General features: G+C 67.3%; 25 protein-coding genes and 1 other RNA gene. 9 read left to right on the forward strand and 17 right to left on the reverse strand.

Annotated elements, in window-relative coordinates; translation table 11 throughout:
• Positions 1-55: 55 nt before the first annotated feature.
• The 3 genes from NUV79_RS00745 to ybgC all read right to left on the reverse strand — a co-directional run bounded on the left by NUV79_RS00745 (position 56) and on the right by ybgC (position 1712).
• Complete coding sequence (locus tag NUV79_RS00745) at positions 56-517, reverse strand: DUF2852 domain-containing protein (RefSeq protein WP_257731173.1); 462 nt, start codon at positions 515-517, stop codon at positions 56-58.
• A gap of 93 nt (positions 518-610) precedes the next feature.
• Positions 611-1267, reverse strand: coding sequence for a TetR/AcrR family transcriptional regulator (locus NUV79_RS00750; protein ID WP_257731174.1), 657 nt, complete (start codon positions 1265-1267; stop codon positions 611-613).
• Between the two features lie 40 nt (positions 1268-1307).
• Positions 1308-1712, reverse strand: a complete 405-nt coding sequence (gene ybgC, locus NUV79_RS00755; RefSeq protein WP_308218142.1) for a tol-pal system-associated acyl-CoA thioesterase — start codon at positions 1710-1712, stop codon at positions 1308-1310.
• Positions 1713-1839: 127 nt separating this feature from the next.
• On the opposite strand from ybgC, the gene NUV79_RS00760 reads away from it, so the two are divergent.
• Complete coding sequence (locus tag NUV79_RS00760; protein WP_257731175.1) at positions 1840-2352, forward strand: hypothetical protein; 513 nt, start codon at positions 1840-1842, stop codon at positions 2350-2352.
• A gap of 24 nt (positions 2353-2376) precedes the next feature.
• On the opposite strand, the gene NUV79_RS00765 is transcribed toward NUV79_RS00760, so the two are convergent.
• The 5 genes from NUV79_RS00765 to ruvC are packed head-to-tail and all read right to left on the reverse strand — an operon-like array spanning position 2377 to position 5608.
• Entirely contained in the window at positions 2377-2916 is a 540-nt protein-coding gene (locus NUV79_RS00765; RefSeq protein WP_257731176.1) for a YbjP/YqhG family protein, read from the reverse strand.
• Positions 2913-3938, reverse strand: a complete 1026-nt coding sequence (gene ruvB / locus NUV79_RS00770) for a Holliday junction branch migration DNA helicase RuvB (protein WP_199090800.1) — start codon at positions 3936-3938, stop codon at positions 2913-2915. The genes NUV79_RS00765 and ruvB overlap by 4 nt, the downstream gene beginning before the upstream one ends.
• 23 nt (positions 3939-3961) lie before the next feature.
• A complete protein-coding gene (locus tag NUV79_RS00775) occupies positions 3962-4453 on the reverse strand; it encodes a GNAT family N-acetyltransferase (RefSeq protein WP_257731177.1) in 492 nt (163 codons plus the stop codon).
• Positions 4450-5067 (reverse strand): Holliday junction branch migration protein RuvA, encoded by a 618-nt coding sequence (gene ruvA, locus NUV79_RS00780; RefSeq protein WP_257731178.1) that lies wholly within the window; start codon positions 5065-5067, stop codon positions 4450-4452. Before ruvA ends, NUV79_RS00775 begins: the two co-directional genes overlap by 4 nt.
• Before the next feature lie 25 nt (positions 5068-5092).
• Positions 5093-5608, reverse strand: coding sequence for a crossover junction endodeoxyribonuclease RuvC (ruvC, locus tag NUV79_RS00785; protein WP_257731179.1), 516 nt, complete (start codon positions 5606-5608; stop codon positions 5093-5095).
• A gap of 163 nt (positions 5609-5771) precedes the next feature.
• Here ruvC and NUV79_RS00790 point away from each other — a divergent pair, with 163 nt between their 5' ends.
• A complete protein-coding gene (locus NUV79_RS00790) occupies positions 5772-6551 on the forward strand; it encodes a sulfite exporter TauE/SafE family protein (RefSeq protein ID WP_257731180.1) in 780 nt (259 codons plus the stop codon).
• Between the two features lie 102 nt (positions 6552-6653).
• On the opposite strand, the gene NUV79_RS00795 is transcribed toward NUV79_RS00790, so the two are convergent.
• Complete coding sequence (locus NUV79_RS00795; protein ID WP_257731181.1) at positions 6654-7400, reverse strand: YebC/PmpR family DNA-binding transcriptional regulator; 747 nt, start codon at positions 7398-7400, stop codon at positions 6654-6656.
• Between the two features lie 94 nt (positions 7401-7494).
• Here NUV79_RS00795 and NUV79_RS25240 point away from each other — a divergent pair, with 94 nt between their 5' ends.
• On the forward strand, positions 7495-8979 hold the full coding sequence (locus NUV79_RS25240) for a methyl-accepting chemotaxis protein (protein WP_308218143.1): 1485 nt from the start codon (positions 7495-7497) through the stop codon (positions 8977-8979).
• 38 nt (positions 8980-9017) lie between these two features.
• On the opposite strand, the gene NUV79_RS00810 is transcribed toward NUV79_RS25240, so the two are convergent.
• The 3 genes from NUV79_RS00810 to ssrS form a co-directional block, all read right to left on the reverse strand.
• Positions 9018-9836: a TIGR00282 family metallophosphoesterase gene (locus tag NUV79_RS00810; RefSeq protein WP_257731182.1), complete on the reverse strand. Its 819-nt coding sequence runs from the start codon at positions 9834-9836 to the stop codon at positions 9018-9020.
• 55 nt (positions 9837-9891) lie between these two features.
• Positions 9892-10479, reverse strand: a complete 588-nt coding sequence (locus NUV79_RS00815) for a 5-formyltetrahydrofolate cyclo-ligase (protein WP_257731183.1) — start codon at positions 10477-10479, stop codon at positions 9892-9894.
• 6 nt (positions 10480-10485) lie between these two features.
• Positions 10486-10643: non-coding RNA, 6S RNA (gene ssrS / locus NUV79_RS00820), on the reverse strand.
• 163 nt (positions 10644-10806) lie between these two features.
• Here ssrS and ybgF point away from each other — a divergent pair.
• From ybgF to glmM, 4 genes are all read left to right on the forward strand, one after another.
• Positions 10807-11754 (forward strand): tol-pal system protein YbgF, encoded by a 948-nt coding sequence (gene ybgF, locus NUV79_RS00825; protein ID WP_257731184.1) that lies wholly within the window; start codon positions 10807-10809, stop codon positions 11752-11754.
• Positions 11751-12806: a tRNA lysidine(34) synthetase TilS gene (tilS, locus tag NUV79_RS00830; RefSeq protein ID WP_257731185.1), complete on the forward strand. Its 1056-nt coding sequence runs from the start codon at positions 11751-11753 to the stop codon at positions 12804-12806. The genes ybgF and tilS overlap by 4 nt, the downstream gene beginning before the upstream one ends.
• A 111-nt stretch (positions 12807-12917) precedes the next feature.
• On the forward strand, positions 12918-14843 hold the full coding sequence (gene ftsH, locus NUV79_RS00835; RefSeq protein WP_257731186.1) for an ATP-dependent zinc metalloprotease FtsH: 1926 nt from the start codon (positions 12918-12920) through the stop codon (positions 14841-14843).
• 162 nt (positions 14844-15005) lie between these two features.
• The gene (gene glmM, locus NUV79_RS00840; protein WP_257731187.1) at positions 15006-16349 is read left to right on the forward strand and encodes a phosphoglucosamine mutase; all 1344 of its coding nucleotides are present in this window, start codon (positions 15006-15008) and stop codon (positions 16347-16349) included.
• A 9-nt stretch (positions 16350-16358) separates the two neighbouring features.
• On the opposite strand, the gene NUV79_RS00845 is transcribed toward glmM, so the two are convergent.
• On the reverse strand, positions 16359-17126 hold the full coding sequence (locus NUV79_RS00845; RefSeq protein ID WP_257731188.1) for an SDR family oxidoreductase: 768 nt from the start codon (positions 17124-17126) through the stop codon (positions 16359-16361).
• Between the two features lie 130 nt (positions 17127-17256).
• Between NUV79_RS00845 and NUV79_RS00850 the strand changes: the two genes are divergently transcribed.
• On the forward strand, positions 17257-18294 hold the full coding sequence (locus NUV79_RS00850; protein ID WP_257731189.1) for an L-idonate 5-dehydrogenase: 1038 nt from the start codon (positions 17257-17259) through the stop codon (positions 18292-18294).
• Between the two features lie 143 nt (positions 18295-18437).
• On the opposite strand, the gene NUV79_RS00855 is transcribed toward NUV79_RS00850, so the two are convergent.
• From NUV79_RS00855 to NUV79_RS00870, 4 genes are all read right to left on the reverse strand, one after another.
• Positions 18438-20198, reverse strand: a complete 1761-nt coding sequence (locus NUV79_RS00855) for a sensor domain-containing diguanylate cyclase (protein ID WP_257731190.1) — start codon at positions 20196-20198, stop codon at positions 18438-18440.
• A gap of 254 nt (positions 20199-20452) precedes the next feature.
• Positions 20453-22126 (reverse strand): formate--tetrahydrofolate ligase, encoded by a 1674-nt coding sequence (locus NUV79_RS00860; RefSeq protein ID WP_257731191.1) that lies wholly within the window; start codon positions 22124-22126, stop codon positions 20453-20455.
• A gap of 133 nt (positions 22127-22259) precedes the next feature.
• Positions 22260-22946: a glutathione S-transferase family protein gene (locus tag NUV79_RS00865; RefSeq protein WP_257731192.1), complete on the reverse strand. Its 687-nt coding sequence runs from the start codon at positions 22944-22946 to the stop codon at positions 22260-22262.
• A 22-nt stretch (positions 22947-22968) separates the two neighbouring features.
• On the reverse strand, positions 22969-23718 hold the full coding sequence (locus NUV79_RS00870) for a haloacid dehalogenase type II (RefSeq protein ID WP_257731193.1): 750 nt from the start codon (positions 23716-23718) through the stop codon (positions 22969-22971).
• A 104-nt stretch (positions 23719-23822) separates the two neighbouring features.
• Here NUV79_RS00870 and gpmI point away from each other — a divergent pair, with 104 nt between their 5' ends.
• Positions 23823-25337, forward strand: a complete 1515-nt coding sequence (gpmI, locus tag NUV79_RS00875; protein ID WP_257731194.1) for a 2,3-bisphosphoglycerate-independent phosphoglycerate mutase — start codon at positions 23823-23825, stop codon at positions 25335-25337.
• The last annotated feature ends 22 nt before the right edge of the window (positions 25338-25359 follow it).

Genomic DNA, 25359 nt, shown 5'->3' on the forward strand with positions numbered 1-25359 from the left:
CAAGAAAAAGCCCGCCCCGGTGAGGAGGCGGGCCTGTCTTGGTCGAACCGGCGGTTCAGGCCGCGTCGGGCTGGGCCGGGGTGTTAGCCGGCGGGTTGTTGCGGCGCTCGGTCATGAACTGATCGAACTCGGCCTTGTCGCGGGCCATGCGCAGGCGGCCCAGGAAGTCGTGGAACTCGCGCTGCTCATCCTCGAGCCGGCGCAGCGTCTCCTCGCGGTATTCGTCGAAGGCGCGGTTGCCGCTGGTCGGGCCGCCGCGGCCGCCCCAGCCACCGAAGCCGCCGCCGAAACGACCGTCGCGGCCGGCCATGCGCTCGCGCAGGCGCTCCATCTTGCCCTGCAGGCGGTTCATCCGGTGCTCATACCGGTCTCCGGCATATCCACAACCCATGCGTCCACTCCAGAAAAGAAAGACCAGGGTCGCAAGACCCAACGGCCAGAACAGGATGAAGCCGAGAACCGCGAACGCGATCCAGGCACCCTTTCCATATTCGTCCAGCTTCTCGACGATCGGCATTGCTCCCTCACTGAGCCAGCGTGAATGTAAATCACATTTACATAGATGCGCTCGACCCTGCCACTTGTCAAGAAGCCGGCCTACGGAAAAGATTCAGCCGGGCGTGGCGGGGCCGTTGCGGCCGATGCCCAGGCCCTGGAGATAGATCAGCATGCCGGCCTCCAGCAGCTCGGCGGCCGACATCGGCAGGGGGCGCCGCCCGCCATCGGCGCGGCCGAACAAGGCGGCGACGCCGTGGGACATCGCCCAGACATGCAGGGCCATCATCAGGGCCGGCGGGCGCTTGCCCTGCGGGAGCTGCGCGATCAGCGCCTCGGAGGCCTGGCGCAGGCCGGCGAAGGCGCGGTCGGCGGCGGCGCGCAGTTCCGGGCTGGCATCGAGCGGCACGCCGGCCTCGAACATCGCCGAGTAATAGGCCGGCTCGTCATGGGCGAAGGCGAGGTAGGCGCGCCCCAGCCGGTGGAAGGCGGTCTCGGGATCGGGCCGGCCCTGGTCCCAGGCGCGCGACAGGGCCGCCTCGAAAGCCTGGAAGCCGCGCGCGGCGACATCGGCCAGAAGCTCATCGCGATCGCGGAAATGGCGGTAGGGTGCGGCCGGGCTGACGCCGGCCATGCGGGCGGCCTCGGCGAAGGTGAAGCCGTTCGGACCCTTCTCGCCGATCAGTCCGAGCGCGGCCTTCACCAGCTCCTCCTTGAGGTTGCCATGGTGATAGCCGCGGGGTGTTTCGGGGCGGTCGCGCTTCCAGCTCATGTAAGGAGCGCTAACATGGGGGCGGGGGCTGCGTCGACTGTCAGTCGTCGAGCATCAGGCGCTTGCGCAAACCGTCAGGGATGCGCCGGGCGCGGCCACCGCCGACGCAGGCGACCTTGACCGCGGCGGTGATCAGCACCTCCTCGCCGCGCAGCACGCGCTGCTCAACGTCCATGGTGGCGCCGCGCGCCTCGACGGAGCGGGTCTCGACCGTCAGCAGGTCGTCCATCACGGCGGGGCGCAGGAAGTCGATCGTCATCTTGCGCACGGCGAAGCCCAGCGCCGTCTCGCCGTCGAAGAGCTCGCGTTGCTCGACGCCGAGCGCGCGGATCAGTTCCGTGCGGCCGCGCTCCATGAAGCGCAGATAGGAGGCGTGGTAGACGACGCCGGAGAAATCGGTGTCCTCGTAATAGACGCGGACCTCGATGCGATGGACCCTGCTCATGGCGCTCCGGAGCGGTTCAGAATGGTTGCGGCTGCCATAAACCAGGAGAGGCGGCTTCGGAAAGGCTGGAACTGCTCTGCCGGAGCGGCGTTCCCGATTGCGTGATCACAACAAGGGAGGATCTGTCATGGCGCAATCCAGCAAGGCGACCGCGAGGCTGCTCGACAAGGCGGAGGCCGATCTCGTCGCCAGCACCCATCGCAGTGCGATCGGAGCTCTTCCGGATGACGCGTTGCGCGATCTGGCCAGCAAGCTGCGCGAACGCCGCGACAAGGCCCGTGACGGCGCGCGGCGCCAGAAGCGCGAGATGCGCGGCAAGGCCGAGCCGAAGGGCGCCAGGGCGGCGACCGACAATACCGGCACCAAGGCGAAGGCCGATGCGCTGACGGCGGCGCTGAAGCGCGTCGGCGCCGAGCGCACGCGGCGGGAGGAGAAGGCCAAGCTGCCGAGCCAGCGCAGCCTCGCGCGCAAGGCCCTCGCCCTTAAGCAGCGCCAGCTCGCGGCCGAACGTCCTGCCAGCCGCACGGCCGGCAAGGGCATGCGGCCGGTCGAGAATCCGAAGGCGGCGAAATCGGGCGCGCTGAACGATGCCGGCGCGCGGCCGGCGATGATGCGTTCGAAGATCGCGCGGCAATCCTAAGACGGCATCAAGCCCTGCGAGCGCTCAGCGCTTGCAGGGCTTGTTCATGAAGGAGCCGCAGTCATAGGGCTTCGACAGCTCGTCGCGCACCGAATAGGCCTTGCCTTCGAAGCTGTTGACGATGTCGTCGATGCGCCAGCCGCCATCCTCCCTGATCATCCGGAACTGGACGCCGACAGGTTTGCCGAAGCTGCGGAAGCTGGCGATCACGGTCGCCTTGCCCGCCGCGACGGGGATCGTGTCGAGGCTCAGCTTCTTCACCTCGCCGTCCTGGCCGTTGAGGAAAGGATCGGCGCCGATCTGGCCCATGTCGCCGCTCTCCTCCTGATAAAGGTCGTCACGGGCGAAGAGGGCGGCCAAGCTCTTGCTCATCAGCTTGTCGCGATGCGGCGGGCGCCAGGGCGACGGCGGGGTTCTGCCTTTCGCCGCGAGCATCCGGATCGTGATGGCGTAGGCCTCTTCGACCGGGCCGCGGGGCATGTCGTCGCCGGCGCGGGCCGAGACCGCCACGAATGCGGGCAGGCCGATCATGGCGAGCGCGACCTTTCGCCAGTTCCGCTTCACGCTTCGTCCTCATCACTGCCGAACAGGCCGAACTGCGCCGTCTCGCGCGAGGGCTCGGGCATGCCGAGATGGCGGAAGGCATGGGGCGTCAGCAGGCGCCCGCGCGGCGTGCGCTGGATGAAGCCCTGCTGGAGCAGGAAGGGCTCGATGATCTCCTCGATCGCGTCGCGCGGCTCGGAGAGCGAGGCGGCGATGGTCTCGATCCCGACCGGGCCGCCGCCGAAATTGACCGCGACCGTGGTGAGGTAGCGCCGGTCCATCTGGTCGAGGCCGATCGCGTCGACATCGAGCAGCGAGAGCGCCTTGTCGGCGACCTTGCGGGTGACGATCGGGTCGCCGTCGACGATGGCGAAGTCGCGCACGCGGCGCAGCAGCCGGCCGGCGATGCGCGGCGTGCCGCGCGAGCGCTTGGCGATCTCGTTGGCGCCGTCGTCAGACATCGGCACGCCGAGCACGCGGGCGCCGCGGGCGACGATGCCCTGCAATTCCTCGACCGTGTAGAATTGCAGGCGGATCGGGATGCCGAAGCGGTCGCGCAGTGGCGTGGTCAGCAGGCCGGCGCGGGTGGTGGCGCCGACGAGCGTGAACTTGGGCAGGTCGATCTTGACCGAGCGGGCGGCCGGGCCTTCGCCGATGATCAGGTCGAGCTGGTAATCCTCCATCGCGGGATAGAGGATTTCCTCCACCGCCGGATTGAGGCGGTGGATCTCGTCGATGAAGAGCACGTCGCGCTCTTCGAGATTGGTGAGCTGGGCGGCGAGATCGCCGGCCTTGGCGATGACCGGGCCCGAGGTCGAGCGGAAATTGACGCCGAGTTCGCGCGAGACGATCTGCGCTAGCGTCGTCTTGCCGAGGCCGGGCGGGCCGACGAAGAGGACATGGTCGAGCGCGTCGCCCCGGCTCTTGGCGGCGTTGATGAAGACCTGGAGATTGGCGCGCGCCGCGGCCTGTCCGGTGAAATCGGACAGCGACAGCGGACGCAGCGAGGTCTCGCTGTCGTCATCGCGGCGTTCGGCCGTCATCAGGCCGGAGCGCTTCGGTTCGCTCACAGCGCGATCTCCAGCTCGATGGCGTCGTGGATCGGAATGTCCTTGTACCCTGTCTTGATGATATCAGGCTCGACCGAGCGATAGTGGTCGATCGCCTCGAGATAAAGCCCCGAGAGGCGGAAGCCGCGGCGCTGGTAGAAGGTCATGCCGGGCATGTTGTCATTGGTCAGCATGGCCTTGAGCCGTTTGGCGCCGGCCTTGCGCGCGGCGAAGATCACGGCGTCCAGCATGCGGATGGCGACGCCTTCGCCCGGCCGCAGCGAATGGAGGGCGCAGAGATAGGCGTTCTCGCCGCGCACCGTCCAGCTCGCCAGCGCCGCGGTGCGGCCCGATGGTTCGTAGAGGCCGAGCGCGTCGATCTCGGCGACGTCGTAAACGTGCAGGTCGATCATCATGCTCTGGGAGCCCCAGCTCGCCAGCATGATGCGGCAGAGCTCGGTCTTGTCGGTGACGACGCGCAATTGAAGCTCGTCGGGCGCTTCGCTCACTTCGCCAGTTCCTTCAGGCCCAGCTTGATCAGCTGGGCCGTGCCGGCACCATCGCCGGCGACCTTGGCGGCAGCCGCCACGGCAGCCACCGCCTGCGCCTGAGGATAGCCGAGATTGGCGAGCGCCGACACGGCGTCGGCGATCGGCTGCGGCAGTTTCCTGTCTTCCAGCGCGCCGGACAACTGCACGACGCCGGGATCGATATGGCCGAAGGCCGGGGCCTTGTCCTTGAGCTCGGCGCAGAGGCGCTGCGCCAGCTTGGGGCCGACGCCGGGCGAACGGGCAATGGCGGCCTTGTCGTTGGTGGCGATGGCGGTCGCGAGCGCGCCCGGCTCAAGCGTCGAGAGGATGGCGAGCGCGACCTTGGCGCCGACGCCCTGAACGACCTGCATCAGGCGGAACCAGTCGCGCTCATTGTCGGACATGAAGCCGTAGAGGCGGATCGCATCCTCACGGACATGGGTCTCGATCGAGAGCGCGGCGGCCTCGCCGGGCTGGGGCAGGCGCTGGAGCGTCCGCGCCGAGCACTGCACGACATAGCCGACGCCCTGCACGTCGATGATGACGTGATCCTCGCCATAGGAATCGATCAGGCCCTTGAGCTTGCCGATCATCGTCTCGTTCCCCCGGCCGTCTTCATCAACCTGCCACGCGCATCTGCGCGACCAATGCCTTCATGCCGCGATGCTGGGCATGGCAGATCGCGACGGCGAGCGCGTCCGCCGCATCGGCCGAGGAGGTCTCAGCCTTGGGCAGGAGCACGCGGATCATCGCCTGGACCTGCTTCTTGTCGGCATGGCCGACGCCGACCACGGTCTTCTTGACGAGATTGGCGGCGTATTCCGCGACATCGAGCCCCGCGAGCGCCGGCACGACCAGCGCGATGCCGCGGGCCTGGCCGAGCTTCAGCGCCGATTGCGGGTCGCGGTTGATGAAGGTCTCCTCGACGGCGGCCTCATGCGGGCGATGCGCGGCGAGGACCTTGTTGAGGCCTTCGTGCAATTGCCGCAGACGCTGGCCGAGCGACAGGGCACCGTCGCTCTCGATGCAGCCGCAGGCGACGAAGGAGAGCTTGCTGCCTTCCGAAATCACGATGCCCCAGCCGGTTTTGCGGAGGCCGGGATCGATGCCGAGGATGCGAATCGGAGGTGCCATGACGGGCTCAACCTAGCGGATGTTTCGGATTTGTCCCGCGCCGAGACGGGCGACGGCACGGGGCGGGATGAATTCCCCTGATCGATGACATCAAAAAGGAAAGTTGTTCTTGCTGCCGGCTCGCGGGCATGGTTCGCCGCATCTTTCGTCTCCAGCCGGCTCCATGTCCTCGATTCTGTCTACCTTCATGCCGGGCGTCAGCGCCGACGGCATCGCCGTCTTGCTGGCCGCGACCTTGCTCGGCGGGCTCGTGCGCGGCTTTACGGGCTTCGGCTTCGCCATGGTGTTCATGCCCTTGGCCTCGGTCGTGCTCGGGCCTGTCGCGGCACTCGGCCTGATCTGGTTCATCGACCTGCCTTTCGCGCTGCCGATCGCGGCGCGCAGCGCCCGGCAGGCGGAATGGCGCGAAATCCTGCCGCTGCTGCTGACCGCGACGCTCGCCTTGCCGGCCGGCATCTGGCTGCTGATCTGGCTCGATCGCGAGACGATGCGCTGGGTGCTGGCCTCGCTCGTGCTGATCGCAGTCGCCTTGATGGCGTCGGGCTGGCGCTATCACGGACGGCCGACGATCCCGCTCTCGCTCGGGGTCGGGGCGCTGTCGGGGCTGTTCAATGGCATGGCCTCAATCGGCGGCATGCCGCTCGCGGTGTTCTGGCTCGGCGCGCAGCGCAACGACCGGCACAAGACGCGGGCCAACCTGCAGGCCTTCTTCGGCGTGTCGACGCTGATCAGCGGCGCGGTGCTGTGGTGGAAGGGCATCCTCACCGGCGGTGCCCTGCTGATGGCGGTGCCGCTCTTCGCCGTCTACGGCATCGGGCTCTGGGCCGGGACGCATGGCTTCCGGCTGGCCTCGGAGGAGACGTTCCGGCGCGGGGCCTACCTGGTGATTTTCTTGAGCGCGCTGATCAGCCTGCCGCTCTGGGATGTCGTGATCGGGCGGTAGAAGACGTCGCGGGCATCCACGTTCTCAACGCCATATCGAGGCCGCAAAAATGCAAATGGCCGGGGCGAGCCCGGCCATGATGCGGAAGGCGCTGGCTTCGGCTCAGGCGCTGAGTTTGGCCATGATGTCGTCGGCGATCTCGAAATTGGCGAAGACGTTCTGGACGTCGTCGTCGTTGTCGAGCGCTTCCATCAGCTTCATCATCGAGGCCGCCTTGTCCTCGTCGAGCGGGGCGCTCGTCGTCGGGCGCCAGACGGGCTTGGCCGAGGCGGGGGCGCCGAGCGAGGCTTCGAGCGCCTTGGAGACCTCGTTCAGCGCGTCGAAGGCGCAGAGGATGGTGTGGCCGTTCTCGTCCGAGATCACGTCGTCGGCGCCGGCCTCGATCGCCGCTTCCATCAGCTTGTCGGCGTCGCCGGCCTCCGGCGGATAGCTGATCTCGCCGACGCGGTTGAACATGAAGGAGACGGAGTTGCTTTCGCCGAGCGCGCCGCCCGACTTGGTGAAGTAGGAGCGCACTGCGGAAGCGGTGCGGTTGCGGTTGTCGGTCAGTGCCTCGACGATAACGGCCGCGCCGCCCGGGCCGTAGCCCTCGTAGCGGACCTCGTCATAGTTGTCGCCTTCGCCGCCGGCCGCCTTGTTGATGGCGCGCTGGATATTGTCCTTCGGCATGTTCTCGGCGCGCGCGGCGAGCACGGCCATGCGCAGGCGCGGGTTCATGTTGACGTCGGGCATGCCCATCTTGGCGGCGACGGTGATTTCGCGGGCCAGTTTCGAGAACAGCTTGGAGCGCACGGCATCCTGCTTGCCCTTGCGGTGCATGATGTTCTTGAACTGTGAATGGCCGGCCATGGGAGCTCGCTGCCCTTTGATGAGATGGAACCATGGAAACACCGCCGGCAGTGCGTGCCGGGGCGATCGGAGGGCCTTATAGGCGCCGGTTTCCGTGACAGGCAAGCGCCTGTGGTCGATCTTGGCCCAAATCGGAGGCGATCAGGCCGTTAAGCCATTCTTTGCCATGACGGGGCATGATGCCATCACCCGCCGCGCCGTCCTCACTCAAGCCCGCGAAGCCGTGACATCCAATTCCATTGCCGCGCAGGAACACCGCTTCCGCGCCTTCCGGATCTTCAACGAGGACATCGTTCTTCTCGGCTCACTGTCGGATTTCGCCCGCAGCCGGCTGCCGCATCTGCTGGACAATCTGCACGACCAGTTCTCGCCCTGGCCGGAAATCGCGCGTGCCCTGCGGCAGCCCGATGTTCATGAGCGGCGGCTCGCGCATTGGATCATGCTTGCATCCGGCCGTCTCCAGGAGGGCTACACCGAATCGGCGCACCGCCTGGCGAGCGTGTTCCATGAACACGGAGTACCGATCTATGCGGTGGTGATCTGCCACGCGATCGTCTCAAACGCCATCATCGTCGAGCTTGGCCTGGACCGGCAAAGCATGATGGGGCTGTCGAGCTTCTGGAAGAGGCGTGAACTCGACCGGCGGATTGCGATACGCACGGCACTGTCCAAGGCGACGCAGCTCGATCTCGAACTGCTGCTGGAGACCTATTCCGTGGTTCAGCAAGAGAACCGCGACCGCACGCGCCGCCAGATCGAGACGTTCGAGGTCACGGTCCGGGAAGTCGTCGGAGCGGTGAATGCCAGCGCCGGCAAGGTGGAGCGGCTTGCCGCCTCGGTCGAGAACGTGGTCGGTGAGACCAGTTCGCAGGCCGAGCGCGCCGCGGGGGCGGCAGGGGACGCTTCGGACAACGTCAGCAATGTCGCGACGGCTACGAACGAGTTGTCGATTTCGCTCGACCATGTCGCCGCGGAGGTGGTGCGGGCGTCGACAATGGCGCATGAGGCACATGCCGCCGCCCAGAAGACAGACGCGATCGTCCAAAGCCTGGCGCGTTCGGCCGAGACGATCGGCTCGGTCGTCGAGATGATCCAGACTATCGCCAGTCAGACCAATCTCCTTGCGCTCAATGCGACGATCGAGGCAGCGCGCGCGGGTGAGGCCGGGCGTGGCTTCGCCGTCGTGGCGACGGAGGTGAAGCAGCTTTCCTCCCGCACCGCCAAGGCCACGGACGAGATCGCCGCCCAGGTTCCCGCCATGCAGGCGGCGACGCGGGAGGCCGTCGCGGCGATCGAGAGCATCGTCGCCTTCGCCAGCCAGGTGAACGGCATTGCGGGTGCGGTCGCGGCCAGCATAGACGAGCAGCGTGCCGCGACGCAGGAGATCGCCCGCAGCGCCGATCAGGCGGCGCTCGGCACGCAAGCCAGCGCCGAAAGCATCGTGCAGCTGAACGACAGGGCCCAGCACGCGGGACGGGCGGTGCATGATGTGCTCGACGTCGCCGGAACGCTCTCGCGGCAGGCGGAGAGTCTGAACCACGCCTTCGACGAATTGATTCGACAGAACCGCGCTGTCTGAGCCGCGCAGCCCGAAGCGCGATCAGCGAGCGATCAGCCCTAGGCCCAGTCGGGCACGGCCTGGCTGAGATGCGGGCCGACGCGCACGGCCCAGACCGCCTTGGCCAGGCCGGTCGCGTCGTCGATATCGACCGCGACCCCGGAGAGGGTGCCTTCGCCGGTCGCCGGCTCCAGGCGGGCGCCCGGCACCTTCTGCAGGAAGCGGCGCACCGGCTCGTCCTTCTGCATGCCGAGCACGGAATCATAGTCGCCGCACATGCCGGCATCTGACTGGTAGGCGGTGCCGGCCGGCAGGATGCGCGTATCGGATGTCGGCGCATGGGTGTGAGTGCCGACGACGAGGCTGGCGCGTCCATCGAGGAAATAGCCCATGGCCTGCTTCTCGCTGGTCGCCTCGGCATGGACATCGACGATGACGGCGTCCGCCACTTCGCCGAGCGGGCAGGCGGAGAGTTCGCGCTCGACCGCGGCGAAGGGGTCGTCGAGCGCATCCATGAACAGTCGGCCCATGACGTTGACGACGAGGACGCGGGCGCCGTTGCGGGCCTCGATCACGGTTGCACCGCGGCCGGGCGTGCCGGGCGGGTAGTTGGCCGGGCGGATCAGCCGGTCCTGCCTGTTGATGAAGACGAGCGCCTCGCGCTGGTCCCAGGAATGGTTGCCGAGCGTGACGACATCGGCCCCGGCGGCGAGGATCTCGTCGCAGATCGCCTCGGTGATGCCGAAGCCGCCGGCCGAATTCTCGCCATTGATGATGACGCAATCGAGCTTCCAGGCCTCGCGCAGGGCGGGCAGCCGCTCCTGAACCGCAATCCGGCCGGGGCGGCCGACGATGTCACCGAGGAAGAGAAGACGCATGAAACAGACTCGAAAACCGGGAAGGCTTTCTCCCTCGCGCGAAGCCGCGCGGGAATCAACCGCAGCGCAGGGTTTCGCGCTCGGTCACGATCCAGTCGAGGCGCCGGTCATGCGGCTCGTCCGGCACGGCGTCGATCTCCTGCGCGGCATAGCCGATGCCGATGCTGATGGTCGGGCCGAGTTCCGTCAGCGCCCGGTCGTAATAGCCCTTGCCGTAGCCGATGCGGTAGCCGCGCCGGTCGAAGGCGGCGAGCGGCACCAACAGGATCGTGGGCTTCAGCTCCGGCTGGTCGGGCGCGGGAACGAGCGTGCCGAAGCCGCCGGGTACGATCGGCTCATAGGGCGCCCAGCGCCGGAAGATCATGCGCTTCTCGACGATCGCCGGCAGGCAGAGCGGCAGGCCGCGCTCATGCAGGGCTTCGAGGATCGGGCGGGGATCGGCTTCCGAGCGCATTGGCCAATAGGCCGAGACCGGGCCGGTGCTGCCCTTCCAGACGGGGAGGGCAAGGGCGTGGGCCGCGATCTCCGCGTCCCATTCCAGCCGGTTGTCGAGATCGAGCCCGTCGCGGCGGGCCAGCGCTTCCGCGCGGAGAGCCGCCTTGCGCGAGGAAGGAGTTACCGGCGTGTCGGACGTCATCGTCATATGGGCTGCGGAGCCACCTCGGCCGTGGAGTTTTGAATCCCGGGACACCTACTAAAGTAGGTGGGCGCCGTGTGTCCGGCTCCAATGGAACCGGTCAGGGACAGCTCCCTAGGGAGTCGTATGGGCCCGGGGAATGCTGTCTCTCACGCACCAGGCAGCCCCGCCCTGCCAATGTAGGGACGTCGCCGGCAAAGCGCCAGTGGTTCTTTACGCGTTTGCACATGGCGCGCGCCGCCATCAGGCCGGCCATGAAAACGTTCATATTTTGGCCGTGGTGAGCTGATGGTATAGAGACGCGCGCGACATGTACGGAAACCGGTTTCAACGATGCTTCGTTCTCTCCTAGCCCGCCATCTCTCCCGTCCGGGACTGGCCGCTTTGGCGCTCTCCGCTGCCCTTGCTGGCGGCGCGGTGCCGGCTTCGGCGCAGGATGCGGCCGATCTGCTGGTCCGCACGACGCGGCTGGAAAACCAGCTGCGCCAGATGTCCGGCCAGATCGAGCAGCTCCAGTTCGAGAACCGGCGGCTCTCCGACCAGCTCCGCAAGTTCCAGGAAGACGTCGATTTTCGCCTGAACGAGAAGGGCGGCGGCCGGCCGAGCACGGCGGCCCCGGGCCCGACGGGCGCGCCGCCTGCCGGCGGAGCGCCGCAGCCGCAGCGCCAGCGCCGCGGCGACGCCTTCGACCCGACGATGCAGCAGGGCGCTGCCGGTGCACCGCAGCAGCTCGGTGGTGGTGCCGGGATCGTCGGCATCATCGAGGATGACTATGCCGGCGGCCCGGCCACGGGCCAGCCGCTCGACCTGCAGGGCGTCGGGCGCCCGGTGCCGCAAGGCGGGCTGCCGCAGGACAGGCCGCGCGGCGCGAGCGTCGCTGCCGCGAGCGGTCCGCAGAGCGCCAAGGACGCTTACGACCTCGCCTTCGCCTCGCTCCAGCGCAAGGAGTACGAGCAGGCCGAGATGGGTTTCCGCCAGTTCCTCCAGAGCTATCCGCGCGACCGGCAGGCGGTCGATGCGACCTACTGGCTTGGCGAGAGCTATCTCCAGCGCCAGCGTTATCGCGAGGCGGCCGAGCAGTTCCTGAAGATCTCGCAAGGATCGCCGAAGGCGGCCAAGGCCCCGGACAGCCTGCTCAAGCTCGGCATGTCCTTGAACGGGCTCGGCGCCAAGGAACAGGCCTGCGCGACCTATGCCAAGGTCGGCATCGACTATCCCTCCGCCTCCAATTCCGTGCGCCAGGGCATCGCCCGCGAGCGCCGCCGCTCCGGCTGCGCTTGAGCGCGGCCCCGCTCGCAGAAGACATTGCGCCGGTTTCGCCAGTCGAGGCCGGCGCTGCTTTTGAGGGGCTGTCGGGTGAGACGGCCCTGCTTGTCGCTGTCTCGGGCGGGCCGGATTCAGTAGCCCTGCTGGCACTGCTGGCTGCATGGGCTCAGATGCCCGGCCGGCCGGCACTTCATGCCGCGACGGTCGATCACGGGTTGCGCCCGGGATCGGCGGAGGAGGCCGCCGCCGTGGCCGGGCTTTGCGCGAAGCTCGGTGTCAGCCATGCGACCTTGCGCTGGGAGGGGGCGAAGCCCGCGAGCCGCGTGCAAGCCGAGGCGCGCCGCGCCCGCTATGCGCTGCTGGCTAACGAGGCGAGGCGGCTCTGTAGCGCGACGCTGGTCACCGCCCATACGCTCGACGATCAGGCCGAGACGATGCTGATGCGGCTTGCCCATGGCTCGGGACCGTCCGGGCTCGCGGGGATGCGGGAGCGCAGCGAGGTTGACGGTATTCCGCTCGTCCGGCCCTTGCTCGGCATCCCCAAGGAGCGCCTTGTCGCGACAGCAGAGGCACGCGGATTGCCGTTCGTCCGCGATCCCAGCAATCGCGACCCGCGTTTCGAGCGGGTGCGCTGGCGGGAGGTGATGCCGGTTCTGGCCGAGCAGGGGCTGACGGCCGAGCGACTGGGGCGGCTGGCGGAGAGAATGGCGCGACTGGACGAGGCCGCGGCGCATCGTGCCAGCAAGATTTTCGTAGAGGCCGTGCTGCCGAACGAGGCAGCGGGGAGTCGTCTGCGTCTGGATTTTTCAGCGCTTGTCGTCGAGCCGGAAGAGATCGTCTTGCGGGTTCTTGGGCTGGCGCTCGATGCGGTCCGGCCGGAGGGCGAAGGGTATGGCCGGCTGGAGCGGCTGGAAGCCTGTGGGGCCGTTCTGATCGAGGCGGCCCGCGCCGGTTCGACCGCGCGGCGGACACTGTCGGGCTGCGTTCTTTCGCTTGGTCGCGACGGCGTTCTGACGCTGCAAGCCGAGCCCCCGCGCAGACGCGGTGTTCACCCTTCGGCGTCATAGTGCCGCCACGCCATTGCTTTCCCTTGGCAAGCACGTATGCGACACCTAAATTGATCGTCGGGAAACTCTAGGCCTCGCCCGGTTGCTCCGGGAGGCCCGATCGGACTGGGAATGAATCCGAATTTTCGCAATTTCGCCCTCTGGGTGGTGATCTTCCTGCTGGTGCTGGCGCTGGTCACTCTGTTCCAGAGCCCGAGCCAGCGTGCCAGCACCAATGAAATCCCCTACAGCCAGCTGATCAACGAGGCCGAGGCCGGACGCGTGTCGAACGTCGTCGTCGCCGGCCAGGAGATTTCCGGCTCCTTCTCGGACGGTCGCAGCTTCGTGACCTATGCGCCCTACGGCGATCCGAACCTGCTGAAGACCATGGCCCAGAAGGGCGTGCAGGTCTCGGCCAAGGCGCCGTCGGAAGGCACGCCCTGGTTTATGGCGCTGCTGGTCAATTCGCTGCCCTTCGTCATCTTCATCGGCCTGTGGATCTTCATGTCCCGCCAGATGCAGAACGGCGCCGGCCGGGCGATGGGCTTCGGCAAGTCCAAGGCCAAGCTCCTCACGGAGGCGCATGGCCGCGTCACCTTCGAGGATGTCGCCGGCATCGACGAGGCCAAGGAAGACCTGCAGGAGATCGTCGAGTTCCTGCGCGATCCCCAGAAGTTCCAGCGACTGGGCGGGCGCATCCCGCGCGGTGTCCTGCTCGTCGGCCCTCCCGGTACCGGTAAGACCCTTACGGCGCGTGCCGTCGCGGGCGAGGCGAACGTGCCGTTCTTCACCATCTCGGGCTCCGATTTCGTCGAGATGTTCGTCGGTGTCGGTGCGAGCCGCGTGCGCGACATGTTCGAGCAGGCCAAGAAGAACGCGCCCTGCATCATCTTCATCGACGAAATCGACGCGGTCGGCCGTCATCGCGGCGCCGGTCTCGGCGGCGGCAATGACGAGCGCGAGCAGACGCTGAACCAGCTCCTCGTCGAGATGGACGGCTTCGAGCCGAACGAGGGCGTGATCATCATCGCCGCGACCAACCGTCCGGACGTGCTCGACCCCGCGCTGCTGCGTCCGGGCCGCTTCGACCGCCAGATCGTCGTCCCGAATCCGGATGTCGCCGGCCGCGAGAAGATCCTGCGCGTCCATGTCCGCAAGGTGCCGATGGCGCCGGATGTCGACCTCAAGATTCTGGCCCGCGGCACGCCCGGTTTCTCGGGCGCCGACCTGATGAATCTCGTCAACGAGGCGGCATTGCTGGCGGCCCGCCGCGGCAAGCGCATGGTCACCCATGGCGAGTTCGAGGACGCCAAGGACAAGGTCATGATGGGCGCCGAGCGCAAGTCCATGGCCATGTCGGAGGAAGAGAAGAAGCTGACCGCTTATCACGAGGCCGGTCACGCCATCGTCGGCCTCTATGTCCCGGCCGGCATCCCCGTGCACAAGGCGACGATCATTCCGCGCGGCCGTGCGCTCGGCATGGTCAAGTTCCTGCCGGAGGGCGACCGCTACTCGATGAAGTTCAAGGAGTTCACCTCGCAGCTCGCGGTCGCCATGGGCGGGCGTGTGGCGGAGGAGATCACCTTCGGCCGCGAGAACGTCACCTCGGGCGCCACCGGCGACATCCAGCAGGCGACCAAGATGGCCAAGGCCATGGTCACGCAGATGGGCTATTCGGACGAACTCGGCATGGTCGCCTATGGCGACAATCAGGAAGAGGTCTTCCTGGGCATGTCGATGGGCCGCAGCCAGTCGCTCTCCGAGGCGACAGCGCAGAAGATCGACGCCGAGGTGAAGCGCCTTGTCGACGAGGGCTATGCCGATGCCAAGAAGATCCTCACCGACCATCACGAGGAGTTCGTGGCGGTGGCCGAGGCGCTGCTCGAGTTCGAGACGCTGACGGGCGAGGAAATCCGCGACCTGATCGCCGGCAAGCGCCCCTCGCGCGATCTCGACGACACGCCGCATGCCCCGCGCGGTTCGGCCGTGCCGAGCGCCGGCAAGGGCCGCAAGCGCGGCGAGCCGGATGCCGGCATGGAGCCGCAGCCGCAGGGCTGAGGCTGGCTTTGACGGAATACGAAAGGGCGGCCGCGAGGCCGCCCTTTCTCTTTGCGCGGAGGCGATGTCACGCTCCGTCACAATTTGTGAGAAGGCGGAAAGGTTTTTTGGCTATAGAACGCGCAAAACCGGGCGTGATCCGCCCCTCGGAACCGAATCACGATGACGCGCAAATACTTTGGAACGGACGGCATTCGCGGGCGGGCGAACGGCGTCATCACGCCTGACCTCGCCCTGAAGGTCGGCCAGGCCACGGGCATCGCCTTCCGCCGCGGCGAGCATCGCCACCGGGTGGTGATCGGCAAGGATACCCGCCTCTCCGGCTACATGATCGAATACGCGATGGTCGCGGGCTTCACCTCGGTCGGCATGGACGTGATGCTGCTCGGCCCGATGCCGACGCCGGCGGTCGCGATGCTGACGCGCTCGATGCGGGCTGATCTCGGCGTGATGATCTCGGCCTCGCACAACGCCTATGAGGATAACGGCATCAAGCTGTTCGGGCCTGACGGCTACAAGCTCAATGACGAGGTCGAGCGCGAGATCGAGGGGCTGATCGACGGCGATCTGACCTCGCGCCTTTCCGGTTCGGCCAAGCTCGGCCGGGCCAAGCGCATCGACAGCGCCGATGCGCGCTATGTCGAGTTCGCCAAGCGGACCATGCCGCGCAACATGAGCCTGGAAGGCCTGCGCATCGTGCTCGATTGCGCCAATGGCGCCGGCTACAAGGTGGCGCCGCAAGCCCTCTGGGAGCTGGGTGCCGAGGTCATCGTCATCGGCGACGAGCCCGATGGCTTCAACATCAACCGCGATGTCGGCTCGACCCATCCCGCGACGCTGGTGGCGAAGGTCAGGGAATTGCGTGCCGATGTCGGCATCGCGCTCGATGGCGACGCCGACCGCGTGCTGGTGGTCGACGAGCAGGGCCAGATCGTAGACGGCGACCAGCTGATGGCAGTCATCGCGCGCTCCTGGCTGGAGGATGGCCGGCTCTCGGCGCCGGGCATCGTCGCGACGATCATGTCCAATCTCGGCCTGGAGCGTTATCTCGCGGGCCTGGGCCTCACGCTGGCGCGGACCGCTGTCGGCGACCGCTATGTGCTGGAGCACATGCGCAACCACGGCTTCAACCTGGGCGGCGAGCAGTCCGGCCATATCATCCTCTCGGATTTCGGCACGACCGGCGACGGCCTCGTCGCAGCGCTGCAGTTGCTCGCCGTGGTCAAGCGGATGGACAAGCCGGTCTCCGAGGTCTGCCACTGCTTCGAGCCGCTGCCGCAGATCCTCAAGAACGTTCGCTACAAGAAAGGTCGCCCGCTGGAGGAGAAGCCGGTGGTCAGCGCCATCGAGGCGGCCAAGCAGCTCCTCGGCGAGAGCGGCCGCCTGGTCATCCGCCCGTCCGGTACCGAGCCGGTGATCCGCGTCATGGCCGAAGGCGACGATCGCGATCTGGTCGAGCGCGCGGTCGATGATGTCGTCGAGGCGGTGACGAAGGCCGCGGCCTGAACGGCTGCCTCACACCACCGTGGTGAGCCCGCCATCGACCATCAGCAGGTGGCCGTTGACATAGTCGGACGCCGCCGAGGACAGGAAGATCGCGGCGCCCGCCAGCTCCTTCGTCTCGCCCCAGCGCCCGGCCGGCGTGCGCGTGCAGACCCAGTTCGAGAAGGCCTCATCAGCGATCAGCGCGGCATTGATCTCGGTGGCGAAATAGCCGGGGCCGATGGCGTTGGCCTGGATGTTATGCTTGCCGAGTTCGGCGGCGAGGCCCCGCGTCATCATCTTCACCGCGCCCTTGGACGCCGTATAGGGGATGATCGTGGCGCGGCCGAGCTCGCTCATCACCGAGCCGATGCTGATGATCTTGCCGCGCTTGCGCGGCACCATGCGCTTGGTCACGGCCTGGGTGACGTAGAACACCGAGTGCAGGTTGGTGTTGATCACCTCGTGCCAGCCATCGACCGGAAATTCGGTGATCGGCGCGCGCTTCTGCATGCCGGCATTGTTGATGAGGATATCGATCGGGCCGATCTCGGCCTCGATCATGGCGACGCCAGCCTCGACCGCCGCGTGGTCGGTGACGTCGAAGGGGGCGATGGAGGCCTTGCGGCCGGCGGCGGCAAGGGCCTGCTGCGCCCGCTCGAGCTTCGCCCTGTCGCGGCCGTTCAGCACGACATGGGCGCCGGCATCCGAGAGCCCTTCGGCGAGCGCGAGGCCGATGCCCTGGCCCGAGCCGGTGACGAGCGCGATCTTGCCGGCGAGACTGAACAGCGACAGCGACATGGCTTATCCTCGCAAAATGCCGAATGCGGCGATTTCGGTTTGCGCCGGGGGCGCTGTCTTGGGTAAGCAGGTTTCAATCGATTAGACAATGGTGCCGCGCGCCATCGCGCGGCGAATCCGGGAGCGTCCCATGCGTGCCGTCGTCATCCATGCCGAGAAGGATCTGCGGGTCGAGCCGACCACCGCACCCGAGCTCGGGCCGCGCGACGTGCGCGTGCGGATCGAGGCCGGCGGCATCTGCGGCTCGGACCTGCACTACTATCTGCATGGTGGTTTCGGCACGATCCGCGTGCGCGAACCGATGATCCTCGGCCACGAGATCGCCGGCCGCGTCGAGGCGATCGGCGGCGAGGTCTCGCGGGTGAAGCCGGGCGACCGGGTCGCGGTTAATCCGAGCCGGGCCTGCGGCCATTGCCGCTATTGCCAGATGGGTTTGCAGCAGCACTGCACGGACATGCTGTTCTACGGCTCGGCGATGCGCTTCCCGCATGTGCAGGGGGGCTTCCGTGACGTCTTGGTCGTTGAGGAGCGGCAGGCGGTGAAAGTGGCGCCTGGTGTCACGGCGGCCGAGGCCGCCTTCGCCGAGCCGCTCTCGGTCTGCCTCCACGCCGCCAAGCGCGCCGGGCCGCTGCTCGGCAAGCGCGTTCTGGTGACGGGTGCGGGGCCGATCGGCGCGCTGACCATCCTTGCGGCCAAGGCTGCCGGCGCTTCCGAGATCGTCGCGACCGACGTGGTCGATGGGCCGCTGCCGGTTGCCCACAAGATGGGCGCGACGGCGACGGTCAATGTCGCGGCGGAGCCGGAGCGGCTCAAGGCCGAGTACGGCGCGGAGAAGGGCGCCTTCGACGTGATGTTCGAGGCCTCCGGCAACCAGCATGCGCTGACCGGCGCCTTCGACGTGGTCAGGCCGGGCGGCGTCATCGTCCAGATCGGCGTCGGCGGCCAGTTCACGCTGCCGATGAACGTCGTCGTCGCCAAGGAATTCGACCTGCGCGGCTCCTTCCGCTTCCATGAGGAGTTCGACTGGGCGGTGGCGATGATCGGCTCGGGCTCGATCGACCTGTCGCCGTTGCTGACGGCGTCGATCCCGGTCGACCGGGCGGTCGAGGCCTTCGATCTCGCTGCCGACAAGTCGAAGGCGATCAAGGTCCAGCTCGACTTCGCTTGAGCGTGTCATCCCGTGCGCATTGCGGCGCGAAGTGCCGCGATGCAGACACGGGACCGCGCGACGAGAAGACACCTTTTCCTGATGACGGTCCCGTGTCTGCGCAGCGGCATTTACACGCCGCAGCGCGCACGGGATGACGCGCTTTAGCCGCTGCTGCGCCGACGCAGCGGCAGTTCCTCCGGCTGGCTGACGGCGAAGCCGTTGCGGCCGTTGCGCTTGGCGACATAGAGCGCCTCGTCGGCGCGGCGCGTGGCTTCGCTCAGCGTGTCGGAGGGTTCCATGAGGGCCGCACCGATGCTGGTGGTGACCAGGACGGTCGCGCCGCTGCTCAGGGCAACAGGGCGCTCCGCGGCGGCAGCGACGATCGCGGCGGCGATCCTCGACATGGCGTCGCGATCAACATTGTCGAGCAGCAGGATGAACTCGTCGCCACCCCAGCGGGCGCAGATGTCGCGGTCGCGCAGCAGCGCGGTCATCCGCCTCGCGAGTTCGGCGATGACCTCGTCGCCGCTCTGGTGGCCGTGGCGGTCGTTGAGCGGCTTGAGATTGTCGAGATCGACCAGCAGCAGCCCGGCCTGATGCCCGGTGCGCCCGGCGCGGCTGCGGCTCTTCGCAAAGGCGCGCTCGAAGCCGCGGCGGTTGAAGACGCCGGTCAGCGGATCGGCATGGGCGAGCCTCTCGAGCTGCTCGGTCCGCTCGCGCACGGCTTCCTCGAGACGGGCGGTGTTCTCCTCGACGCTGCGCGCCATCATGCCGAAGGCCTGCGACAGCCGGCCGATCTCGTCGCGCCCGGCATCGATCGCGACGGCGCGGAACTCGCGGGCGCGGACATGGCTGGCGGCATGCTCGACGCGGGCGAGCCGGTCGAGCACCGCACGCTTGAACAGCAGGGTCATCAGGGCGGCCGCCGCCAGCAGGACCACGCCGAAGAGCAGGCCGAGCGGCAGGAACAGGCTGCGGTCGATGATGCGGTCGATATCCATCACCGTGACGTTGAACCAGCCGAGGCGATCGAGATAACCGACGCCGACGAGCACGCGCTTGCCGTCGACGGTCATGAAGCGAGATTGCACGAGGTCGTCGCCAGCCCCGACACGGGCGATCATCTGGCCGAGCAGGCTGCGGTCCGGGTCGGTGTCGATGATCTGGTAGATCGTCTTCTTGGACGAGATGTCCTTGGTCAGGCTGTGGAAGTCGACGAGGCTGGCGTCGCGATGGGCCTGCACGGCGCCGCTGCGATCGACGAACATGCTCTGGACGCCGGTCTGCGGGATATCGACGACCTCGCGGATGAACTGCGTCAGGTCGAGCCCGGTGCCGATGATGCCCAGCACGCGGCCATCCTTGCGGATGATGCAGTTGATCCAGACCTTGGTGACGCGGAGATTGTCGTCATTGTCGACGTTCAGATGGCAGCCGGAGCCGAGGGCCGCGGTCTTGTAGAACCAGCCGTCGCGTGGGTTGCTGGCCGAGAGCGTGTAGCGCTTGCGGGCGTGCTCGTAGCTGTTGTCCTTGTCGTTGAAGTAGTAGTTGCCGGAGCCGGCGATGACGGCGAAGTAGCTACGATCCCGGAAGGACTGGCGGTAATGCTCCAGCTCGGCCAGACCGCGCTCGGCCTTGTCCGGATCACCCTCGGTTTCGGCCCAGTCGACGATCGTGGGGGCGCGGGCGACGGTTTCTGCCAGCGAAACCTCGCGCATCAGCGCTTCCAGCCCGCGATAGCGATCGAACAGGATCTGCTTCTCGGCGACGAGCGTGCCGAGCTTCACCACGGTCGCGTCGACGATCCACAGGAAGGCTGCGCCAGCCGGAATCGCGATCGCCACGAGTATGGCGAGCGTCCAGCCCATGACCCGGGCCTTCAGGCTATGCGTGCGGGGCAGACCGGTTTCGGCCTGGCTCATCGGGTCGGCTTCCTTGCGGGATGGCGCAAGGTAGAGACCGATCCGTTGCGTAAGCTTTAAGAATGGCTAATGCATCGGCGGCGTTTGCTCGGGCTGTCATCCCGTGCGCGCTGCGGCATGTGAATGCCGCTGCGCAGACACGTGACCGTCTCCCGGAAAAGGCGCCCTCTTGTCACGCGGTCCCGTGTCTGCGCCGCAGCGTTTCACGCTGCAGCGCAGACACGGGATGACGCGCTTCAGAATCATGACACGCTTCAGAACAGGCCTTCGATGCGCCCCTGCGCGTCGATATGGATGCGCTCGGCGGCGGGCTCGCGCGGCAGGCCGGGCATGGTCATGACGTCCCCGCAGATCGCGACCACGAAGCCGGCGCCGGCCGAGAGCCTGAGCTCACGCAAAGGCACGATGTGGCCGGAGGGCGCGCCGCGCAGGGTCGGGTCGGCCGAGAAGGAATACTGGGTCTTGGCGACGCAGACCGGCAGGTCGCCGAAACCGGCCTCCTCCAGCTCGGCGAAACGCGCCTGAAGCTTGGCATCGACGCTGACGCCTTCGGCGCCGTAGATTTCGCGCGCGACCGTCTCCAGCTTCTTCCGAAGCGGCATCGTATCGGGGTAGAGCGGTGCGAAATCGGCCTCGCCTTCATCAGCCAATGCGGCGACTTTGCGGGCGAGCTCCTCGGCGCCGGCGCCGCCCTCGGCCCAGTGCCGGCAGATCACCGCCTCGACGCCGAGATGGTTGCGGCAATAGTTGCGGATCAGTTCGTGCTCGGCGGCGGTGTCCGTGGTGAAATGGTTGATCGCGACGACCGGCGGTACGCCGAATTTCCGGACATTGTTGACATGGCGGGTGAGGTTGGAGAGCCCTGCTTCCAGCGCCTTCAGGTCCTCGCGTCCGAGCGCGTCCTTGGCCACGCCGCCATGCATCTTGAGGGCGCGGACGGTGGCTACGACAACAGCGGCGGCGGGCTTCAGCCCGGCCTTGCGGCACTTGATGTCGAAGAACTTCTCGGCGCCGAGATCGGCCCCGAAGCCGGCCTCGGTGACGACATAGTCGGCGAGCTTCAGCGCAGCCTTTGTCGCGATCACCGAATTGCAGCCATGGGCGATATTGGCGAAGGGGCCGCCATGGACGAAGGCGGGCGTGCCCTCCAGCGTCTGCACGAGGTTCGGCATCAGCGCGTCCTTGAGCAGCACGCTCATCGCGCCGGTCGCCTTGATGTCGGCGGCGGTGACGAGGCGCTTGTCGCGCGTGCGGCCGACGACGATGCGGCCGAGACGGGTTTCGAGATCGGCGGCGTCGCGGGCGAGGCAGAAGATCGCCATGATCTCGGAGGCGACGGTGATGTCGAAGCCGTCCTCGCGCGGGAAGCCGTTGCTGGCGCCGCCAAGCGAGGAGACGATCGAGCGCAAGGCCCGGTCGTTCATGTCCATGACGCGCCGCCAGGCGATGTGGCGGGTGTCGAGGCCGAGGCCGTTGCCCCAGTAGACATGGTTGTCGACCATCGCCGCCAGCAGGTTATGGGCGCTGGTGATCGCGTGAAAATCGCCGGTGAAGTGCAGGTTGATCTGCTCCATCGGCACGACCTGGGCATAGCCGCCGCCGGCGGCGCCGCCCTTCAGGCCGAAGCTCGGGCCGAGCGAGGGCTCGCGCAGGGCGATCATCGCGCGCTTGCCGATGCGGGAGAGCCCGTCGCCGAGGCCGACGGTCGTCGTGGTCTTGCCTTCGCCGACGGGCGTGGGGCTGATCGCGGTGACGAGGATGAGCTTGCCGTCCGGCTTCGCCTGGAAGCCGGGGATCGCGTGGGTGTCGATCTTGGCGATGTACTTGCCGTAGGGGTTCAGCGCCTCGGAGGGGATGCCCGCCTTTTCGGCGATCGTGGCGATGGGCTGCAGCGTGGCTACGCGCGCGATCTCGATATCGGTCGGCATTCGTCCTCTCGGAGGCTATTCCGCCCGCGCCTCCCGAGCGCGGAACCGGGCGGACACTGGCCCGAAAACCCCGCCGCCGCCAGCGCTTTCGCAGGCGGGGCAGGCATGATGCACAGGCGGTGTCGGCCGTCGGTCAGCCCGCCAGATGGGCGTTCTGCGGGAACAGGAATTTACGCGCTTCCGCGTCGAAATCCGTTTTGAAGGCGAACTGGTCTTTCAGCGCGACGGCACGTTGCGCAGCGGGACGAGCGGAGATCTCGTCGAGATGGCGCTTCACATGCGGGAACATTTCCGGCCAGGTCTCGCCGATGGCGAAGGAGAGCCGCGTCGCCCAGCCCCAGATCGACATGTCGACCAGCGTGTAGCGGTCGCCCAGCATGTAGCGTCGGTCTGCGAGCAGGTCGTTGACGATGCCCCAGTGCCGCTCCGCCTCGCGGGCATAACGGTCGATGGCATAGGGCAGCTTCTCCGGGGCGAAGCGGCTGAAATGCACGGCCTGGCCGCAATAGGGGCCGATGCCGGTCGCGACGAACATCAGCCAGGACAGCATCTCGCCGCGTGCCTTCGGCGTGTCCTCCGGCAGGAACTGGCCGGTCTTCTCTGCGAGATAGAGCAGGATCGCGTTGGAATCGAAGATTGTGACGTCGCCATCGGTCAGGGCGGGCGTCTTGGCGTTGGGGTTGATCGCGAGGAACTCCGGCTTGAACTGGTCGCCTTTGCGGGTGTCGACCGGCACCATCTCGTAGGGCAGGCCGGCTTCCTCGAGGAAGAGCGCAATCTTCGCCGGGTTCGGCGAGGGGTGGTAATAAAGCTTGATCATCGGGGTCTCCTCGCGTGGCGCTTCAGGCCTGCCGCAGTCCGGCGACATAGGAGACGAGATCGGTCAACGCGGCAATGGTGGCGTCTGACTGGAAGCCGAGCTGCTCCGGCTGCATGCGGAGCGCCTTGAACATCAATGCCGGGTCGATCGTCGTGGCCGCCGCCAGTTCGCTGCGCAGCCTACCGGCGGGAATGCGTTCGATGCGGGCAACATGGAAGCCATGTGCCTTGGCCCCGGCGATGTCGAAGCCGTTCGAGGAGACGAAGAGAATCTCGTCGCGCGCGAGGCCGAGCCGCTTCTCGACATGGGCATAGCCGCGCGGATCGGGCTTGTAGACGCCGATCTCGTCGACGCTGATCACGGTCTCCAGCAGGTCGGTAATCCCCGCATGGGCGACGAGCCGCTTCAGCATGTCCGGGCTGCCGTTGGAGAAGATGGCGAGGCGGTGGGAGGCAAGGCCTTCGAGTGCGGCGCGGGCCTCCGGGTAGAGCAACAGCGCGTCATAGGCGGCCGCGATCCTGGCGACGAGCTCGGGCGAGGAGGCGAGCCCGAGCGTCCGCAGCGTGAAATCGAGGGAGTCGCGCGTGACCGTCCAGAAATCCTCGTATCGATCCATCAGGGCGCGCAACCAGGTGTATTCGAGCTGCTTCAGGCGCCAGATCTGGGTGATCGTCGCGCCATGGCCGGGAAAGGCTGCATCGGTGACGGCGGCGACCGACTGGACATCGAAAAGCGTGCCATAGGCATCGAAAACCAGCGCCTTGATCGACATCGGTATGCTCCGTGGTGGTCCGTAGCCTTCTTAGCACTCGCATCGGCGGCGTGGCGCGTGGTATCCGCACAAGCAGTTTTCACAAATGCCGACAGGTCAAGCCGATGCCGCCTCGCCCCGTGATGCTGATGATCCTCGATGGCTGGGGCTGGCGCGAGGAGAGCGAGAACAACGCCGTCAAGCTGGCGAACACCCCGAATTTCGACCGGCTCTGGGCGGCGAACCCGCATGCTTTCCTGCGCACCTCCGGGCTCGATGTCGGCTTGCCGCCGGGCCAGATGGGCAATTCCGAGGTCGGCCACCTCAATCTCGGTGCCGGCCGGGTGGTGATGCAGGATCTGCCACGCATCAATCAGGCGATCGCAGACGGCTCGATCGCCACGGCGCTGGAAGCGACCGCCCTGGTTGCGGGGCTGAAGGCGAGCGGCGGCGCCTGCCATCTCATCGGCCTTGTCTCGCCCGGCGGTGTCCATGCCCATCAGGACCATGCGGTGGCGCTCGCCCGCATCCTGACCGCGCAGGGCGTCACCGTGCATGTCCATGTCTTCACCGACGGGCGCGATACGCCACCGCAATCGGCGGTCGAATACGTCAAGACCTTCGCCGCCGCTCTGCCGGCGGGCGCGACCATCGCCAGCGTCTCAGGCCGCTATTATGCCATGGATCGCGACAATCGCTGGGAGCGGGTCGAGAAGGCCTGGCGGGCGATGGTGCTGGGGGAGGGTGAGCGCTTCGCGGATGCGCAGGCCGCAATCGCCGCGGCTTACGCCCAGAACGTCACCGACGAGTTCATCCTGCCGGCTGTTATCGGTGCCTATGCAGGGATGAGGGACGGCGACGGTCTGCTCAGCTTCAATTTCCGCTCGGACCGCATCCGCGAGATTCTCGCCGCCGTCCTGGAGCCGGATTTCACCGGCTTCGTCCGGCCGCGCCGGCCGGTGCTGGTCAAGGCGGTCAGAATGACCTCCTACAGCGCCGAACTCGACAAGGTCATGCCGATGCTGTTCGCCCCGCAGACGCTGGCCAACGGCTTGGGCGAGACGGTCGCCAAGGCCGGGCGGACGCAAGTCCGCATGGCCGAGACCGAGAAATATCCGCACGTCACCTATTTCTTCAACGGCGGCGAGGAGACGCCCTATCCGGGCGAGGATCGGGTGATGGCGCCTTCGCCGAAGGTCGCGACCTATGACCTGCAGCCGGAGATGTCGGCGCCGGAACTGACCCGGAAGGCGGTCGAGGCGATCGATTCCGGCCGCTACGACCTTGTCGTGCTCAACTTCGCCAATCCCGACATGGTCGGCCATACCGGCGTGCTGGCGGCTGCGATCAAGGCGGTCGAGACGGTCGATGCCGGGTTGGGCGCCATCGCTGACGCCATCGGGCGGCAGGGCGGAGCGCTGCTCGTCACGGCAGACCATGGCAATGCCGAGTTGATGGTCGATCCGGCGACGGGCAAGCCGCATACCGCCCACACCACCAATCCCGTGCCGCTGATGCTGGTCGGCGGGCAGGGCAGGGGGCTTGCCGACGGGCGGCTCGCCGATATCTCGCCCACGCTGCTCGCGTTGATGGAGCTGGCGCAGCCGTCCGAGATGACCGGGCAGTCGTTGCTGCGCTGAGAAAAGCCAAACGGCGCGGGGT

The organism is Allobosea sp. 47.2.35 (assembly GCF_024655635.1).
Taxonomy (GTDB): domain Bacteria; phylum Pseudomonadota; class Alphaproteobacteria; order Rhizobiales; family Beijerinckiaceae; genus Allobosea.